The 15,594-nt window shown below is 61.1% G+C and carries 13 protein-coding genes; 6 read left to right on the top strand and 7 right to left on the bottom strand.

Annotated elements, in window-relative coordinates:
* Positions 1-24: 24 nt before the first annotated feature.
* Positions 25-693: a DsbA family oxidoreductase gene (locus RA21_RS13075; protein WP_039149519.1), complete on the bottom strand. Its 669-nt coding sequence runs from the start codon at positions 691-693 to the stop codon at positions 25-27.
* A 196-nt stretch (positions 694-889) separates the two neighbouring features.
* Between RA21_RS13075 and RA21_RS13070 the strand changes: the two genes are divergently transcribed.
* A complete protein-coding gene (locus tag RA21_RS13070; RefSeq protein ID WP_052257653.1) occupies positions 890-1,918 on the top strand; it encodes a D-cysteine desulfhydrase family protein in 1,029 nt (342 codons plus the stop codon).
* A gap of 37 nt (positions 1,919-1,955) precedes the next feature.
* Here RA21_RS13070 and eda read toward each other — a convergent pair whose 3' ends face one another.
* Genes eda through zwf form a run of 3 tightly spaced genes read right to left on the bottom strand, consistent with a single transcriptional unit; the run spans position 1,956 to position 5,927 of the window.
* Positions 1,956-2,606, bottom strand: a complete 651-nt coding sequence (gene eda / locus RA21_RS13065; protein WP_039149683.1) for a bifunctional 4-hydroxy-2-oxoglutarate aldolase/2-dehydro-3-deoxy-phosphogluconate aldolase — start codon at positions 2,604-2,606, stop codon at positions 1,956-1,958.
* Positions 2,607-2,609: 3 nt separating this feature from the next.
* Positions 2,610-4,418 carry a phosphogluconate dehydratase gene (edd, locus tag RA21_RS13060; RefSeq protein WP_019297242.1) on the bottom strand — a complete coding sequence of 603 codons (1,809 nt, stop codon included), beginning with the start codon at positions 4,416-4,418 and terminating at the stop codon, positions 2,610-2,612.
* A gap of 48 nt (positions 4,419-4,466) precedes the next feature.
* Positions 4,467-5,927, bottom strand: coding sequence for a glucose-6-phosphate dehydrogenase (gene zwf, locus RA21_RS13055; RefSeq protein ID WP_039149515.1), 1,461 nt, complete (start codon positions 5,925-5,927; stop codon positions 4,467-4,469).
* A gap of 281 nt (positions 5,928-6,208) precedes the next feature.
* Here zwf and RA21_RS13050 point away from each other — a divergent pair, with 281 nt between their 5' ends.
* Together RA21_RS13050 and RA21_RS13045 are read left to right on the top strand one after the other, a co-directional pair.
* Positions 6,209-7,312: a CaiB/BaiF CoA transferase family protein gene (locus RA21_RS13050; protein WP_039149512.1), complete on the top strand. Its 1,104-nt coding sequence runs from the start codon at positions 6,209-6,211 to the stop codon at positions 7,310-7,312.
* A 195-nt stretch (positions 7,313-7,507) separates the two neighbouring features.
* A complete protein-coding gene (locus RA21_RS13045) occupies positions 7,508-9,493 on the top strand; it encodes a CocE/NonD family hydrolase (protein ID WP_019297239.1) in 1,986 nt (661 codons plus the stop codon).
* A gap of 64 nt (positions 9,494-9,557) precedes the next feature.
* On the opposite strand, the gene nadC is transcribed toward RA21_RS13045, so the two are convergent.
* Genes nadC through nadA form a run of 3 tightly spaced genes read right to left on the bottom strand, consistent with a single transcriptional unit; the run spans position 9,558 to position 13,021 of the window.
* Positions 9,558-10,412 carry a carboxylating nicotinate-nucleotide diphosphorylase gene (gene nadC, locus RA21_RS13040; protein WP_019297238.1) on the bottom strand — a complete coding sequence of 285 codons (855 nt, stop codon included), beginning with the start codon at positions 10,410-10,412 and terminating at the stop codon, positions 9,558-9,560.
* Positions 10,409-11,965 (bottom strand): L-aspartate oxidase, encoded by a 1,557-nt coding sequence (locus RA21_RS13035; protein ID WP_039149509.1) that lies wholly within the window; start codon positions 11,963-11,965, stop codon positions 10,409-10,411. Before RA21_RS13035 ends, nadC begins: the two co-directional genes overlap by 4 nt.
* A 3-nt stretch (positions 11,966-11,968) precedes the next feature.
* Positions 11,969-13,021: a quinolinate synthase NadA gene (gene nadA / locus RA21_RS13030; RefSeq protein ID WP_039149506.1), complete on the bottom strand. Its 1,053-nt coding sequence runs from the start codon at positions 13,019-13,021 to the stop codon at positions 11,969-11,971.
* Between the two features lie 292 nt (positions 13,022-13,313).
* Between nadA and RA21_RS13025 the strand changes: the two genes are divergently transcribed.
* The 3 genes from RA21_RS13025 to RA21_RS13015 are packed head-to-tail and all read left to right on the top strand — an operon-like array spanning position 13,314 to position 15,528.
* Positions 13,314-14,018, top strand: coding sequence for an ABC transporter permease (locus tag RA21_RS13025; protein ID WP_039149502.1), 705 nt, complete (start codon positions 13,314-13,316; stop codon positions 14,016-14,018).
* Entirely contained in the window at positions 14,018-14,728 is a 711-nt protein-coding gene (locus tag RA21_RS13020) for an ATP-binding cassette domain-containing protein (RefSeq protein WP_019297234.1), read from the top strand. Before RA21_RS13025 ends, RA21_RS13020 begins: the two co-directional genes overlap by 1 nt.
* Positions 14,725-15,528, top strand: coding sequence for a substrate-binding domain-containing protein (locus RA21_RS13015; protein WP_019297233.1), 804 nt, complete (start codon positions 14,725-14,727; stop codon positions 15,526-15,528). Before RA21_RS13020 ends, RA21_RS13015 begins: the two co-directional genes overlap by 4 nt.
* The last annotated feature ends 66 nt before the right edge of the window (positions 15,529-15,594 follow it).

The following is a 15,594-nucleotide window of genomic DNA, read 5'->3' as shown; positions in this document are numbered from 1 at the left end:
CTGACCGATGACCGGGCACCGCGGTCAGGAGAACGGGTTCACGGTGTGCCCGAGCTGCTCAAGGATATTGGCGTAATTCTCGACGCCTTGCGCTCCGGTCACCAGATGGCGGCTATCGAACACCACCGCAGGCACGCCGCGGATGCCTTGCTGCACCCAGAAAGCCTCTCGCTGGCGCACGCTGTCCGCGTGTTTGCCGCTCTCCAGGGCCGCACGCGCATCGGCGCCATTTAGGCCGAGGCTCTGGGCGGTCATTACCAATACCTCTGGATCAGAGATATTCTTGCCATCAGTGAAGTACGCGCTCAGCAGCGCCTGCTTCATCTCGTGGCCGTTGCCCTGTCCCTCGGCCCATTCGATCAGCTGATGCGCCTGAAAGGTGTTGTAGATCCGCATGCCGTCAAAGAAGCGGAAGGTGAAACCCAGCGCTTCGCCCATTTCAGTCAAACTCGCGCGCACTTGCGCGGATTGTTCATCTGAGCTGCCGTATTTTGCGGCCAAGTGCTCGCGCAGGTGCTCGCCCTCGGTCGCCATGTCCGGGTTGAGTTCAAACGGCTGCCAATGGATATCCAATGCCACCCCGGCGCGGCGGGCGGCAAAGGCGAGCTGGCTGTAGCCGACAGCACACCAAGGGCAGACGACATCCGAGACAATATCGACTCGAAGGGCTGGTGTTGTACTTGTTTCTGTCATCCGGCTGGTCCTTGGGGATTCAGTGCATTCAGAACACATGGGAAGCAAAACACGACAAAGCAACCGTCTCAGTAACTGAAACAGTCAGAGCTGATGAAACTGAACTCAGTCGCAGTGCTAACATTTATTATTGACGGAACCGGTGACGGCTTCACTGTTGGAAGCAGTGAACTACGGCTATAGTGAAGGATCCGAAATGAGCATGACAAAGGACTGCTTCCGGGCCTTTCCCCGTGCCCCTCTGTTGGTTCAGCCGACCCCGCTGGAAAGGCTGGACCGGTTGTCGCACGAGCTGGAAATCGATCTTTGGATCAAGCGGGACGATCTGACAGGGCTCAGTTTCGGCGGAAACAAAACACGCCAGCTGGAATTTTATCTGGGGGCAGCGCTAGCGGACCAGGCGGATACTATCCTGATTACCGGCGCTGTTCAGTCGAACTTTTGCCGGACAGCTGCTGCGGCTGCTGCAAAACTTGGGATGCGGGCCATTCTTCAGCGAGAAGAGCGGGTGCCAGGGATGGACCCACTCTATTACAGATCCGGCAATATTTATTTGTCGGACATTCTGGGTGCGGAAAGCATTAGCTATCCGGAAGGCGAGAATGAAGCCGGAGCCGATGCAGCCCTGGAGGCACAAGCAGAAGAGCTGCGCAAGGCGGGCTGCAATCCTTACATCATTCCTCTGGGTCTTGGGCATCCACCCCTAGGCGCCTTGGGCTATGTCCTGGCGGCAGAGGAACTTGCTGCGCAGATCGGCAGCTTTGATGCGGCTGTGGTACCTTCTGGAAGCGGCGCAACCCATGCCGGCTTTCTGATAGGAACACGCCGTGCCGGCATCACCGCACCGGTTTACGGCATCTGTGTTCGCAGAAATGCACAGCTGCAAAAAGACAGGCTCGAACAATTGACGCAAAATCTGGCAGATCTGATGAATGCACCGCGCCCATTTGGAAGCGAGGACATCCTCACTTGGGATGGTGCGCTCGCCCCCGGTTATGGGCGGGCCGGGCCGGCCACGCGCGCCGCGTTACAGCGCATGGCAATAACAGAAGGAATCCTTCTGGATCCGGTTTACTCCGCCAAGACGTTTGCCGGTCTGTTAGGGCTGCTGGAAACGGGTTCTATCGCCAAAGGGCAAAAAGTGCTGCTGCTGCACACAGGAGGGTTACCGGCGCTATTTGCCTATCAGAATGAGCTTGGGTTCGGGCACGGCAGCACCTGCTGATCCTGTCCCGTGCGATCTGCCGCAGGGAGAAAAATGTTCACGTTTGACCCAGCGTGGCCGCGTCGCAAGCCAAGGCTTCAATCGCGCTCCAATTGTGCGCCTGGACCAGGTCACTGGGAGCAACCCAGCTGCCGCCGGCACAGACTACATTGCCCAGGCTCAGGTAGTTTTCGGCATTGGCGGGGGTAATACCGCCAGTGGGGCAGAAGGAGATTTGCGGCAAGGGCGCGCCGATTGCCTTGAGTGCGGGCGCGCCGCCGGAGGCTTCGGCCGGGAAGAACTTCAGCATACCGTAGCCGCGGGCCAGCAGCCGCATTGCCTCAGTTGCGGTGGCAGCGCCGGGCAGGAGCGGCAGGCCGATGGATTCGCAGGCATCCAGAAGGTAATCCGTGGCGCCGGGCGAGACACCGAATTGGGCGCCGGCCCCCTTGGCGGCCTCGGCGTCCTTGGGGGTGATCAGCGTGCCGGCACCGACAATGCCGCCTTTCACCTTTGCCATTTCGCGGATCACCTCTAGCGCCGCGCCGGTGCGCAGGGTGACTTCCAGTGCGGGCAGCCCGCCTGCCACGAGTGCTTCTGCAAGCGGGCGGGCATGGGCCGCGTCCTCCACCACCAGCACCGGCATCACGGGCGCCATCGCGCAAATCTCGCAGGTGCGTAGGCTGGCGTCCTGAGGGGTAATCCGCATCATTCAAACTCCAAATACGCTGGCGCCTTCGTCGGCTGAGGCAACCGAGCGGCGGAATAGGGAAAACAGCTCGCGGCCGGTGCCGTGCTGATATGCGCTGAGGTCGGCAGTGGCCGGTTCGCGTTCCATTGCGCCTTCTGTCAGGACTTCGAGCGTGCCGCGAGCGGCATCGAGCCGTAGAACGTCGCCGTCCCGGATCCGGGCAATCGGCCCGCCATCCAGGGCTTCGGGCACCACATGGATCGCCGCCGGGATTTTGCCGGAGGCTCCGGACATCCGCCCGTCAGTAACCAGCGCCACCTTCTGGCCGCGGCCCTGCAGGATACCAAGGAACGGCGTCAGGCTGTGAAGCTCCGGCATGCCGTTGGCCTTGGGGCCTTGGAAACGCACCACCACAATCACGTCGCTGGTCAGTTCACCGGCTTTGAACGCCGCTTTGGCCTCTTCCTGATCATGAAAGACCCGGGCCGGAGCTTCGACCAGCTGGTGCTCTTTCGCGACTGCCGAGACTTTGATAACAGAGGTGCCCAGATTTCCGGTCAGCCGCTTGAGCCCGCCGGTCATCTGGAATGGCGCTTCGGCAGGGCGCAGTACCGCGTCGTTCAGGCTTTGCCCTGGGCCCTGGCGGTAGGTGAGCCCGTCCCCTGACAAGAACGGCTCCTGTGTGTAGTGCTCCAGCCCTTCGCCTGCGACCGTCCTGGTGTCCGGGTGCAGAAGGCCCGCCTTCAGCAGCTCGCCGATCATGTAACCAAGTCCGCCTGCGGCGTGGAAATGGTTCACGTCGGCCAACCCGTTGGGATAAACCTTGGCCAGCAGCGGCACAGATTCCGAGAGATCCGCAAAGTCCTGCCAGTCGAGGAGGATGCCGCCCGCCCGCGCCATGGCGATCAGGTGGATCAGCAGGTTGGTTGAGCCGCCGGTTGCCATCAGCCCGACGATGCCATTGGCATAAGCTTTCTCGTCCAGAACCTCGCAGACCGGGGTGTAGTTGTTGCCAAGGGCGCTGAGCGACAGCGCCCTCTTGGCGCCCTCAACCGTAAGGGCCTCACGAAGGGGGGTGCCGGGGTTCACGAAGGACGATCCAGGCAGATGCAGTCCCATGAACTCCATCAGCATCTGGTTGGTGTTGGCAGTGCCGTAGAAAGTGCAGGTGCCGGGGCCGTGGTAGGCCGCCATCTCTGCCTTCAGCAGCTCCTCGCGGGTGACTTCCCCGGCGGCAAATTTCTGGCGGATATGCGCCTTCTCGTCATTGGCCAGGCCGCTGGTCATCGGCCCTGCAGGCAGGAATACCGCCGGGATATGGCCAAAGGCTTGGGCGCCGATAACCAAGCCGGGCACAATCTTGTCGCAAACACCGAGGAACACCGCGGCGTCGAACACATTGTGGCTGAGTGCGACGCCCGCAGCCATGGCGATCGTGTCGCGGGAAAACAGGCTCAGCTCCATGCCGGCCTCACCCTGGGTGACACCGTCGCACATCGCCGGCACCCCGCCCGCCACCTGCGCGGTGCCGCCTGCCTTGCGCACTGCGTCGCGGATAAGCGCAGGATAGGTCTCAAACGGCTGATGCGCCGACAGCATGTCGTTATAGGCGGTGACGATTCCCAGGTGCCCAGTTGAGGCTTCCGCCAAAGCCTGCTGGTCCGCACCAGTGGCAGCGTAGGCATGGGCCTGGCCGGAGCAGCTGAGATGGGCCCGGGCCGGGCCTTTGCCTTGTGCCGCACGCATCCTGTCCAAATAGGCGGCGCGGGACGCCTCGCTGCGGAGGATGATACGCTCTGTCACGGCGGCCAGTGTGGAATGAAGGGTCATGTGGTGCCTTTGCTGCAAACTGCGGTGGCGAAAGGGAGGGCGGCCATATTACGCTCCGATGCTGCGCCAGCGGCGGCCGTCACGGTGGATCAGCAAGAGTGAGTCATCGGGACCTGAACTGCCGCTGTCATAGGATTGCGGGGTGTCGCCTGTGTCCTGCCAGCCGGCGATGATCGGGTCGGCCCAGGCCCAGGCGGCCTCGACCTCGTCGCCGCGCATGAACAGGGTCTGATTCCCACGGATCACATCCATAATCAGGCGTTCATAGGCATCTTGCGGGCGTCCCGATTCGGCCAGCTCGTCGGCGAAGGTCATGTCCAGGTTGGCACCGGTAAGCCGCATGCCGCCGGGGCCGGGATCCTTGATGGTGGTCTTCAGGGTGATACCCTCATCCGGCTGCAGCCGGATCACCAGCACGTTGCCGTGCACTGTTCCCGAGCCTTCGAAAATGTTGTGCGGCGGGTCGCGGAAATAGACGGCAATCTCGCTCACGCGCTCGCGCAGGCGTTTACCGGTACGCAGATAGAAGGGTGTGCCGGCCCAGCGCCAGTTCGCTACCTCCACCTTGAGCGCGATATAGCTTTCGGTGCGGCTGGCAGTGTTGCCGGCATGGTCGCGGTATCCATCGCTGTCTTTGCCGCCGTTCCTGCACCGGTACTGGCCGCGGGCAATGCTCTCCTGCGGCACCGGGCGCAGCGCCTCGATCACTTTGACTTTCTCATCCCGCACCGCGTTGGGGGTGAACTGCGCCGGCGGTTCCATTGCGGTCAGGCAGAGAAGCTGCATCAGGTGGTTTTGTACCATGTCCCGCATGGCACCGGATTTGTCATAGTACTCGCCGCGACCTTCGACGCCGATGCTTTCGGCCACGGTTATTTGCACATGGTCGATGTGGGAGGAATTCCAGAGCGGCTCGAACAGCGAGTTTGCGAAGCGCAGCGCCATCAGGTTCTGCACCGTCTCCTTGCCCAGGTAATGGTCGATCCGGTAGATCTGCTGCTCCTCGAAGTGTTCCCTCAGTGCGGCGTTAAGAGCTTGGGCTGAGGCCAAGTCGTGTCCGAAGGGCTTTTCCAGAACAATGCGGCTTTCGGGCGAAGCAATACCTGTTTCGCTAAGGCGGCGAGCAATATCTGTGAACAGAGACGGGCCAACAGACAGATAGAAAGCGCGCACTGCATCGTCGCGTAGTTTTTCGTGAATCTCATCCCAGCCTGCGTCGCCACGTGCATCCACGGCGGCATAGTCAAGAAGCGCCGTGAAAGCAGCGATTTCGTCTGGTGTGGTTTCTACATCCTGGCCGAACTCGCGGATCGCATTTGCGGTTTGGTTGCGGAACTCTTCTGCCGTCAGCTCGCTGCGGGAACTGCCGATAATCCGGCAATTGCTGCTGAACTGACCAATTTGAAAACGGTGGAACAAGGCCGGTAAAATTTTGCGGCGCGCCAGGTCGCCAGTCGCGCCAAACAGCACGAGGTCAAAAGGGGCAACTGGAATGACGCGGGAAACCATTGATTTTACATCGCTGTTCCATTGGGGCCGCAAAGCCAGACCATTGTGCCGCCTGGAACAGTGCAATTCAATTCCTGCCGCAGGAATTGGGCCGGTTAAAGTTGCGTTATCGCTAACATGGCTTAAGGTGGAGAGCTACAAAAATCTTCAGAATTCGCAGACAGCATGTTTGACCGGTGAGGGGCTTCACTGGGTTGGAAATTTGATCAAATCTTGCCGGATCAACTGGCAGCAGCTAAGCATGTCGATAAGTAAGCAACCTCTGCTCTGAAGGAGATTCCATGACCCCGCTTGCAGGCCTGAAAGTGGTTGAACTCGCCCGCATCCTTGCCGGCCCCTGGATAGGTCAGTCGTTGGCAGATCTAGGTGCAGAAGTGGTCAAGGTGGAAAGCCCGGATGGTGATGACACCCGTACATGGGGCCCTCCATTCATTGAGCGGGACGGCGAGAAGACGGCCGCCTACTTCTATGCTGCTAACCGGGGAAAGGACTGCGTGACCGCAGATTTCCGCACCGAAGAGGGCAAGCAGACAGTATTGGAATTGATAGAGGATGCGGACATCCTGATCGAGAATTTCAAAGTTGGCGGGTTGAAGAAGTTCGGGCTGGACTACGATAGCCTGTCGAAGATCAATCCGCGGCTGATTTACTGCTCAGTCACCGGTTTTGGCCAGGACGGGCCTTATGCGGCGCGGGCAGGCTACGATTTTTTACTTCAGGGGATGTCGGGGCTGATGTCGATCACCGGAGAGCAGAATGGCCAGCCGCAAAAAGTGGGTGTGGCGATCACAGATATTGTCACGGGGCTGTACGGCACCATCGGCATTCTGGCCGCAGTTGAGCAGCGTCACACCACGGGCCGCGGGCAGCATCTGGACATGTCGCTGCTGGATTGCGCAACGGCTTTGCTGGCGAACCAGGCAATGAACTATCTGACGACCGGGGAAAGCCCAACCCGGCTCGGTAACGACCACCCGAATATCGCACCCTATCAGGTGATGGCCGTAAGCGATGGGCATGTGATCCTGGCGGTGGGCAATGACGGTCAGTTTCAGCGGTTGTGCGATGTGCTGAAGCTTGCTGAGGCTAAGGCAGATGCACGGTTCCAGACAAATCAGCTGCGAGTGGCAAACCGCAGGGAGCTGACTTTGATCCTTGAGGCGTCGCTGGCCGAATGGACGCAAGCGGGGCTATTGGAAGCAATGGAGGCGGCAACTGTGCCTGCCGGGCCGATCAACACAATTGGCCAAGCGTTCGAAGACCCGCAGATTAGGCATAGAGGGATGCAAATCGCCCCGGAAGGGGTGCCAGGGGTGCGGGGGCCATGGAAGTTTTCCAGTGCTGACTTGGCTCTTGAGAAATCTGCACCCAAATTACCGAAATAGCGGTGTTATCTTCGCTCACACATCTGCACGCCGGCGCTGCAAACATTGGGCTTGACCAGTGGAAGCTTTCGCGAATTGAAGCAGGATCGCATACATATGCTTGCAAATGCTAACACGTGCTAACTTTCCCGGAATTACAGATTAGTTGAATGTGCAGGCAAGGCCGACGTCGAATTAAAGCTAAAGGACACCGCAATGCCGGGTGCATACCGCATCATTGAAAACAATTGGATTACTCTGCCCGACGGTCGCAAGCTCGCTGCTCGTATGTGGCTGCCGAAGGGCGAGGGGCCGTTTCCGGCGATTCTGGAATACCTTCCCTACCGAAAGCGTGACGGCACTGCCCCCCGGGATGAAACAACGCATACGGTCTTTGCTGCTGAGGGCTATGCATGTGTACGGGTGGACATAGCGGGTACTGGAGACAGTGAGGGAGTTTTCGATGATGAGTATTCGGAACAAGAACTGAGCGACGGCGAGACACTCCTTGAATGGATTGCATCGCAGGACTGGTGTGACGGCAAAATTGGCATGATCGGCATCAGCTGGGGCGGCTTCAATGGCCTTCAGCTGGCATTCCGCCGCCCGGCGGCGCTGAAGGCGGTGGTTTCCGTTGCCTCTACCGTCGACAGGTATGCCGATGACATTCATTACATGGGTGGGTGCCTGCTGAGCGACAATGCCAACTGGGGCAGCCAGATGTTTGCCTACCAGTCGCGCCCAGCGGATCCGGAGCTCCGGTCGGACTGGCGGGATGACTGGATCAAACGTATCGAGGGGATGCCCTTCATGGCGGCGGAATGGCTTCGTCAGCAGGTGCGTGGAGATTTTTGGAAACACGGCTCGGTCTGTGAGGAATGGTCCGCCATTCAGGCACCGGTGCTGGCGATTACCGGCTGGGCCGACGCCTATGTAAACGCACCGCCGGCGTTGGCGGCCAACCTGACGGTGCCCGCCAAGGCAATGATAGGCCCCTGGGAGCACCGCTATGCCCATATTGCCAAACTGGACCCGGCAGACTTCCACGGTGAGGTGCTGCGCTGGTTTGGTAAGTGGCTGAAGGGCGAAGAGACTGGTGCGGAGGAGTTGCCGGACTATCGCGTCTATATGCAGGAGCATTTCAACCCCACCATGCAGAACAAGCCGCGGCAGGGGCGCTGGGTGGCAGAGGCCGCGTGGCCATCGCCCAACGTGCAGGACCGGGTGATGCATCTGGGCGCAGGCGTTTTGGCAGAGGCGGCGGCAAGCGGAGCTTTGGCTGTCCGCAGCCCGGCGACCGTGGGGCAGGCCGGCGGCTATTTCTGCCCGGGCATGCGGTTTGACAACGAACTGGCGGGGGATCAGGCGGAGGATGACAAGCTTTCAGCCTGTTTCGACACCGCGCCCTTGGAGGAGACGTTGGAAGTGCTGGGCCGTCCTCGGGTTAAAGTGGCGTTCAGTGTTGACAAGCCGGTTGCGCAGCTGGTGGCGCGGCTTTGCGATGTCTCGCCAGAGGGTGTCTCGCAGCGGATCAGTTTCCGGCCGCTGAACCTCACGTGCCGCAAGGGTTTTGAGGCGCCGGAGAAGCTGGTGCCTGGTAAACGCTATGAGGCGGAGATCGAGCTGAATGAATGCGCCCACCGCCTAAAACCGGGGCATCAGCTGCGGTTGGCGCTGTCGACGTCTTACTGGCCGATTGTCTGGCCCGCGCCGGAAGCGGCGGAGGTCAACCTGCATCTTGAGGGCTGCCAGCTGGTGCTGCCGGAACGCCGTGTGTCCGAGGAGATCGACCCGCAAGAGCCCGGCGCGCCGCGGGACTATCCGGTGTTGCAGGCGGAGCAGCAGCGCAAGGCTTCCGGCACGTCAAAAACCTGGACGCGTGAGGATGGTGTGCTGGTGCTGGACACCTTTGACGACTACGGAAAGGCGGTAGACCCGTATCACGGCATGTGCGTGGGCAGCCATGTAACCATGCACTACGAGGTGCATCCCGATGATCCTGCTACAGCGGCCTTTGCCAGCGATTGGAGCTTCGAGTTTGAACGCAATGGCTGGCATGTCTCAATTGACACCGAAAACAGGATGACCTGCGACCGGGCAAATTTCTATCTTTGGCGCAGGGTCACCGCCTATGAAGGTGCAAAAAAGGAAGAGGTTGTAACCAAGGAATGGCGTGAGGTCATTCCCCGCGGAGTGCTTTAGGCTCAGGCAGGCCGCGGGGCAAATGCGGGCTTGCGGTGCAACGCCTGCACTGCAAGCCTGACGTTCAGAAATCGAGGCCCAGATCCAGCGTGCGTGCCGAGTGAGTGAGCGCGCCGGAGGAGATATAGTCGACACCCGTGGCGGCAACTTCGGCGATGCGATCCAGTCGCATGTTGCCGGAAGCTTCGGTCACGACGTGATCCTTGGCCATTTCCACTGCTTTGACCAGTGTAGGCGTGTCCATGTTGTCGAGCAGCACAACATCGGCACCGCCGGTGGCGATCACTTCAGAGAGCTGGTCCAGGGTGTCGACCTCAATTTCCACTTTCATCATATGACTGACGCTGGCCTTGGCGGCTTCCAGCACCGCCTTGACCCCGCCCGCCGCAGCGATGTGGTTGTCCTTGATCAGGATCGCGTCTGACAGGCCAAAGCGGTGGTTGTAGCCGCCTCCGTGCAGCACCGCCTGTTTTTCGGCAATACGCAGGCCCGGGGTGGTCTTGCGAGTGCAGGTGATGCGGGTGGCGGTGCCCTTGGTTTGCGCTGCAAAGGCCGCGGTCAGGGTGGCGATACCCGTCAGCCGGCCGGCAAAATTCAGCGCCACACGCTCTCCTGACAGGATTGAGGCGGCAGAGCCTTCGATCGTCATCAGCGTGTCGCCTTTCCGGCAAGGGCTGCCGTCGGCCAGAAGCGTTTCGACCTTCAGCCCGGCATCCACCAGGTGAAAGGCGATTCGGGCAATCTGCATACCGGAGACCACACCGTCCTCGCGTGCGTTCAGCCGGGCCGAATAGCTGGCAGAGGCCGGGATCACCGCGCGGGTGGTAATATCGCCGTTCTGGCCCAAGTCCTCCATCAGCGCAGCGCGCACTATCGGCTCCAGGATTAGGTCGGGCAGAGTGGCGAATTGAGTGCTCATGACAGCTCCTTTGCGGCCTTGGCGCGGATGGCAAGAGCCTCATTCAGGGTAATGCGGGTGCGGTGTGCCTGCTCGGGGTCGGCTTCGGGAAAGTCGTCGCGGAAGTGACCGCCGCGGCTCTCCTCGCGCCGAAGTGCGGCGGCGGCGATCAATGTGGCGGTTGCGCACATGTTGGTGAAGTTTTCGTCCGCCGACTGTTCGGCCTCAAGTCTGGCAATGGCGGCAAGCGCCTGTTTCAGGCCATCGCCAGTGCGGCGCACGCCGGCATGGGTGGTCATTGTTTCCCGCAAGTCTTGCAGCGCGGCCGGGTCCAGATCCTTGCCGCCTGCAGAGAAGCTGGGGACGACCTCTTCCGCCTCTGCAGGAGTGTACATAGACGCCATGTCCCGGGCTGCATTGCGGGCATAGACCAGAGCTTCCAAGAGGCCGTTGGAAGCGAGCCGGTTGGCACCGTGAAGCCCGGTTGAAGATGCCTCACCACAGACCCAGAGGTTTGCCAGGCTCGTGCGGCCCTTCATGTCCGCATCGACCCCGCCCATGTGGTAGTGAGCGGCGACGGCGACGGGAATCGGCTCTTGCACCGGGTTGATGCCAGCGCGGGCGCAGGTTTCCGCAACCGTCGGGAAGCGGCTCAGAACCTCCGCGCCCAATGCCTCGCGGGTGTCGAGCATCGGGCGGCGGCCTGCTTGTGTTTCGGCAAAGATGGCGCGGGCGACAATGTCACGAGGGGCCAGTTCGGCATCCGGGTGCTGCGACAGCATGAAACGCTCGCCCTCCGCATTGACCAGCACCGCGCCTTCGCCGCGCAGGGCTTCGGTCGCCAGCGGCGCCGGGTCCTCGCCGATGTCAAAGGCGGTGGGGTGGAACTGGACAAACTCAGGGTCGGCAATGCTGGCGCCGGCGCGGGCGGCAAAGCCGATCACTTGGCCGCGGATGCGGGGCGGGTTGGTCGTGTGGGCATAAAGACCGCCTGAACCGCCACCCGCCAGAAGCACGCCTGGGGCCTTGATCAGCACTGGGGCGGAAGGCGTGCCCGCACGGTTGATCCAGATGCCAGAGACAGCACCACCGTCGGTTTCCAGGCGCATGGCTTGAGTATTTTCCAGAACCTGTACAGAGGGAGCGGCCCGCACGGCAGCGATCAGCGTCTGCATGATTTGCCCGCCGGCCTGGTCACCCTTCACCCGCACCACGCGGGCAGCGGAGTGTGCGGCTTCGCGGCTCATCACGTAGTTACCGTGCGCGTCGCGGTCGAAGGGGGCGCCAAGTTCGGTGAGGTCGATGATATGCTCGCGTGCAACCCTGGTGACCATTGCTGCCACCTCAGGGTCCACCGTGCCTGCCCCCGCCTGCAAGGTGTCTTCGGCGTGCGCTTCTGGGGTGTCGTGACTGGCCATGGCAGCTGCAACGCCGCCCTGGGCCCAAGCGGAGCTTGCGCCTTCCCCCAGCAGTTCCGGGGAAATCACCAGAACCGGCCGCGGTGCCAGTTCAAGTGCCGCATAAAGTGCGCCAAGGCCTGCGCCGGCAATGACGATACGGCTGGTTTCGATCACGGATCAGATGCCTAGCTTTTGCGAAAGGTCGATCATCCGCTGAACTGCGACACGGGCCTTGTCAGCCACTTCCGGGTCGACTTCGACCGGCTCGGTCATGGTGTGCAGCGACCAAAGGATTTTCTCCAGCGTGATCTTCTTCATGTAGGGGCACATGTTGCAGGGGCCGACAAACTCCACTTCGGGCAGCTGGTCCGCGATATTTGAGGCCATCGAGCATTCAGTGATCAGGAGCGCCTTTTCCGGCTTCTCGTCGGTCACGTATTTGACGATGCCACTGGTCGAGCCGGAGAAGTCGGCCTCTGCCACCACGTCCGGCGGGCATTCCGGGTGGGCGATCAGCCGGGTGCCCGGGTTCCATTCGCGGAAATCCCGCAGGTCCTTGGCGGTGTACTGCTCATGCACAATGCAGGAGCCCTCCCACCAGACGATGTTCTTTTCCGGAACCTGCTGGGCAATGTTCTGGGCCAGGTACTGGTCCGGCGTCATGATGATGGTGTCTTCCTCCATCGCGGCAACGATCTGCGCCGCGTTGGAGGAGGTGCAGCAGATGTCCGAGGCGGCTTTCACCTCGGCTGTGGTGTTCACATAGGTGACCACCGGCGCGCCGGGATAGCGGCGGCGCATTTCCGCGACGCCTTCGGCGGTAATGCTTTCTGCCAGCGAGCAGCCTGCCTCCATATCCGGGATCAGCACGGTTTTCTCCGGGCTCAGGATCTTGGAGGTCTCGGCCATGAAATGCACACCGCATTGCACGATCACGTCAGCCTCAACCCGTGTCGCTTCGATTGCCAATTGAAGGCTGTCGCCGACCACGTCCGAGATGCCGTGATAGATTTCTGGCGTCATGTAATTATGCGCCAGAATCACCGCATTGCGCTGCTTTTTAAGCTCCAGAATCGCTGCAACATAAGGTGCATGAGTGGCCCATTCGATTGGGTTCACCACGCGGTCCATGCGGGCGTAGATATCTGCCATCTGTTCGGCCAGGGCCGGGTTGGGGGCCAGATCGTAATGGTTGGCGAGCTGATCCCGCATGGATTGCAGGTCGAACATGGCGTATCCTCAAGGTTGCGTCTGGGGTGACACTTTGGGCGGGGGTTGTTTCATGTTCATATCATCCGCGCAAGCGCGTGTGAGCGGAAACGGAGCCAAATGCGGTGATTTGGCGCTAACAGGCGGCATCTCAGGGAAGCCGTTATTTCTCAGATGGGTATTGGCAGCATGATTTTCCAGCCGGATTGCCGTTTTTGGCTGTCCCGGCGTCCTCTCCTGTGATTTGGAGCCGCGCAAAGCCATGTTAAACCGGGCCGGTATCTTTAGGGCCAAGGGTGAGTGACCGGACGCGATGAATGATCTGTGGGCAGGACTAAGCCAGGCCTTTTGGCTGCTGGTGACGCTGGACGCGGATCTGGTGGAGATCACCTTACGCTCCTTGCGGGTGACGCTGACCGCACTGGCTATTGCCTGCGCCATTGCGCTGCCGCTGGCGGCCTTCCTTGCGGTGCGCCGGTTCAGGATGCGGCGCGCCACGATTGCGGTGCTGAATGCGCTGATGGGGCTGCCGCCTGTTGTGGTCGGGCTGGTCGTGTATGTGTTTCTGTCCCGGGCCGGCCCGTTCGGTGTCTTCGGCCTGTTGTTCACCCCCACTGCAATGATCATCGCCCAGGTGATCATCGTGGTGCCGCTGGTCGCTTCGGTTGCGCATCAAAGCTTGCGCGAGCTGTGGAGCGACTATCACGACCTGCTGATCTCGATGAACGCGACCCAGCTCCAACGGATCCAGGCGCTGTTGTGGGATGGGCGGCGGGCGCTGCTGACCGCGGCTCTGGCAGGCTTTGGCCGCGCGATCGGCGAAGTGGGCGCGATCATGGTGGTCGGCGGAAACATAGACCACGCAACGCGGGTGCTGACCACGGCGATTGCGCTGGAAACCGGCAAGGGCGAATTTGCAATGGCGCTTGGGCTGGGCTTCGTGCTGATTGCGCTGGCGATTGCGGTCAACCTGGCAATCCACTGGCTGGGCCGCACTGAGAGCGAGGGGCGCTGGTGATGCAGATGTTCCCGCTGAAGGCCACAGGCGCCCAGGTGCGCCGCCGCGGCAAGGTGCTGGTCGGCCCGGTCGACCTGACGCTGGGCGGGCAGGGCACCTCAATCATCATTGGTCCGAATGGCGCAGGCAAGACCACGCTGCTCAAGATGCTGCATGGCATCGTGCGGATGAATGGCGGCAGCCTGAATTGGGCTTGCCCGCTGGACGAGGCGCAAAAACATCAGGCCTTTGTGTTTCAGACCCCAGTAATGATGCGGCGTTCGGTGATTGACAATATCGCCTACCCGCTGCGGCTGACGGGCTTAAGCCGCCGCCAGGCCCGCTCGCGGGCTGCGGATTGGGCGGTCCGTGTCGGCTTGGGCGAAATTCTTGAACGTCAGGCCACCATGCTGTCAGGCGGGGAGCGGCAAAAGCTGGCGCTGGCCCGCGCGCTGGTACGCGAGCCGCAGGTGTTGTTCTTGGATGAACCCTGCGCGGCGTTGGACGGCCGGGCCACCCGCGAAATTGAAGAAATTCTGGCACATGCCGCCGGCAGCGGCACCCGGCTGATCATGTCCACCCACAACATGGGCCAGGCCCGGCGGCTGGCGGATGAAGTGATTTTTGTCCTGCAAGGCCGCATCCACGAATTCAGCCCGGCAGCAGAGTTTTTCGCCGGGCCTGAAACAGCGCATGCGCGCGCATTTCTGAATGGAGATATTGTCGAATGAAACGTCTGATTTTGGGCGCCGTTGCCTCTTTGGTCTGGGCTGCGGCGGCGCTGGCGGAAGAGATGAAGATGGCGGTGACCACCTCTTTCCACAATTCCGGGCTGGCTGAGATCCTTCTGCCGGAGATCAAGAAGGACCTGGGGCTGGATGTGCAGCTGCTGGTCGTCGGCACCGGCCAGGCGATCCGTCTGGGGGAGGCAGGCGACGTAGACGCGATCCTGGTGCATTCAAAGAAGGCCGAGGAGAAATTCCTGGAGGGCGGCAACGGCACCCACCGCCGCGAGATCATGTATAATGATTTTGTTTTCATCGGGCCTGAAGGCGATGCTGCAGGGATCACTGGCACCGAAAATGCAGCCGGTGCTTTGCAAAGGATTGCCGGGACAGAGGCGGCTTTTGTCAGCCGCGGCGACGACAGCGGCACGCACAAGAAGGAGCTAAGCCTCTGGAAGGCCGCAGGGCTGGAACCCGAAGGTTTCGGTGAGTGGTACCGTGCTGTTGGCGCGGGTATGGGGGCAGCGCTGAACACCGCTGCGGGCATGGACGCCTATATCATGTCGGACCGCGCCAGCTGGCTGAACTTCGGCAACAAGGGCGGTCTGAAGCTGCTGTTCGCCGGTGACCCGGTGCTGTTTAACCAGTATGCCTATATCCCGGTGAACCCGGAGAAGCATGGCCATGTGAAGAATGGCCTGGCAGTGCAACTGGAGGAATGGCTGGTCTCGGACAAGGCCAGGGAGCTGATCAACGGCTACCAGATCAATGGGGAAACGCTGTTTGTCTTTAACGCCCAGCAGTGACTTGATCTGATCTGGATAAACGGAGCCCCTGCCTTTGGCGGGGGCTTTTCTTGCTGCTGACGGAAA

The sequence above is a fragment of the Leisingera sp. ANG-DT genome, from assembly GCF_000813785.1.
GTDB lineage: Bacteria > Pseudomonadota > Alphaproteobacteria > Rhodobacterales > Rhodobacteraceae > Leisingera.
This window is presented reverse-complemented; position numbering and strand designations above follow the sequence as displayed.

Bases quoted from the DNA above. Each gene is read 5' to 3' on its own strand.
- RA21_RS13075 (WP_039149519.1), bottom strand. From the start codon at position 693: ATGACAGAAACAAGTACAACACCAGCCCTTCGAGTCGATATTGTCTCG.
- RA21_RS13070 (WP_052257653.1), top strand. From the start codon at position 890: ATGAGCATGACAAAGGACTGCTTCCGGGCCTTTCCCCGTGCCCCTCTG.
- eda (WP_039149683.1), bottom strand. From the start codon at position 2,606: ATGCGGATTACCCCTCAGGACGCCAGCCTACGCACCTGCGAGATTTGC.
- edd (WP_019297242.1), bottom strand. From the start codon at position 4,418: ATGACCCTTCATTCCACACTGGCCGCCGTGACAGAGCGTATCATCCTC.
- zwf (WP_039149515.1), bottom strand. From the start codon at position 5,927: ATGGTTTCCCGCGTCATTCCAGTTGCCCCTTTTGACCTCGTGCTGTTT.
- RA21_RS13050 (WP_039149512.1), top strand. From the start codon at position 6,209: ATGACCCCGCTTGCAGGCCTGAAAGTGGTTGAACTCGCCCGCATCCTT.
- RA21_RS13045 (WP_019297239.1), top strand. From the start codon at position 7,508: ATGCCGGGTGCATACCGCATCATTGAAAACAATTGGATTACTCTGCCC.
- nadC (WP_019297238.1), bottom strand. From the start codon at position 10,412: ATGAGCACTCAATTCGCCACTCTGCCCGACCTAATCCTGGAGCCGATA.
- nadA (WP_039149506.1), bottom strand. From the start codon at position 13,021: ATGTTCGACCTGCAATCCATGCGGGATCAGCTCGCCAACCATTACGAT.
- RA21_RS13025 (WP_039149502.1), top strand. From the start codon at position 13,314: ATGAATGATCTGTGGGCAGGACTAAGCCAGGCCTTTTGGCTGCTGGTG.
- RA21_RS13020 (WP_019297234.1), top strand. From the start codon at position 14,018: ATGCAGATGTTCCCGCTGAAGGCCACAGGCGCCCAGGTGCGCCGCCGC.
- RA21_RS13015 (WP_019297233.1), top strand. From the start codon at position 14,725: ATGAAACGTCTGATTTTGGGCGCCGTTGCCTCTTTGGTCTGGGCTGCG.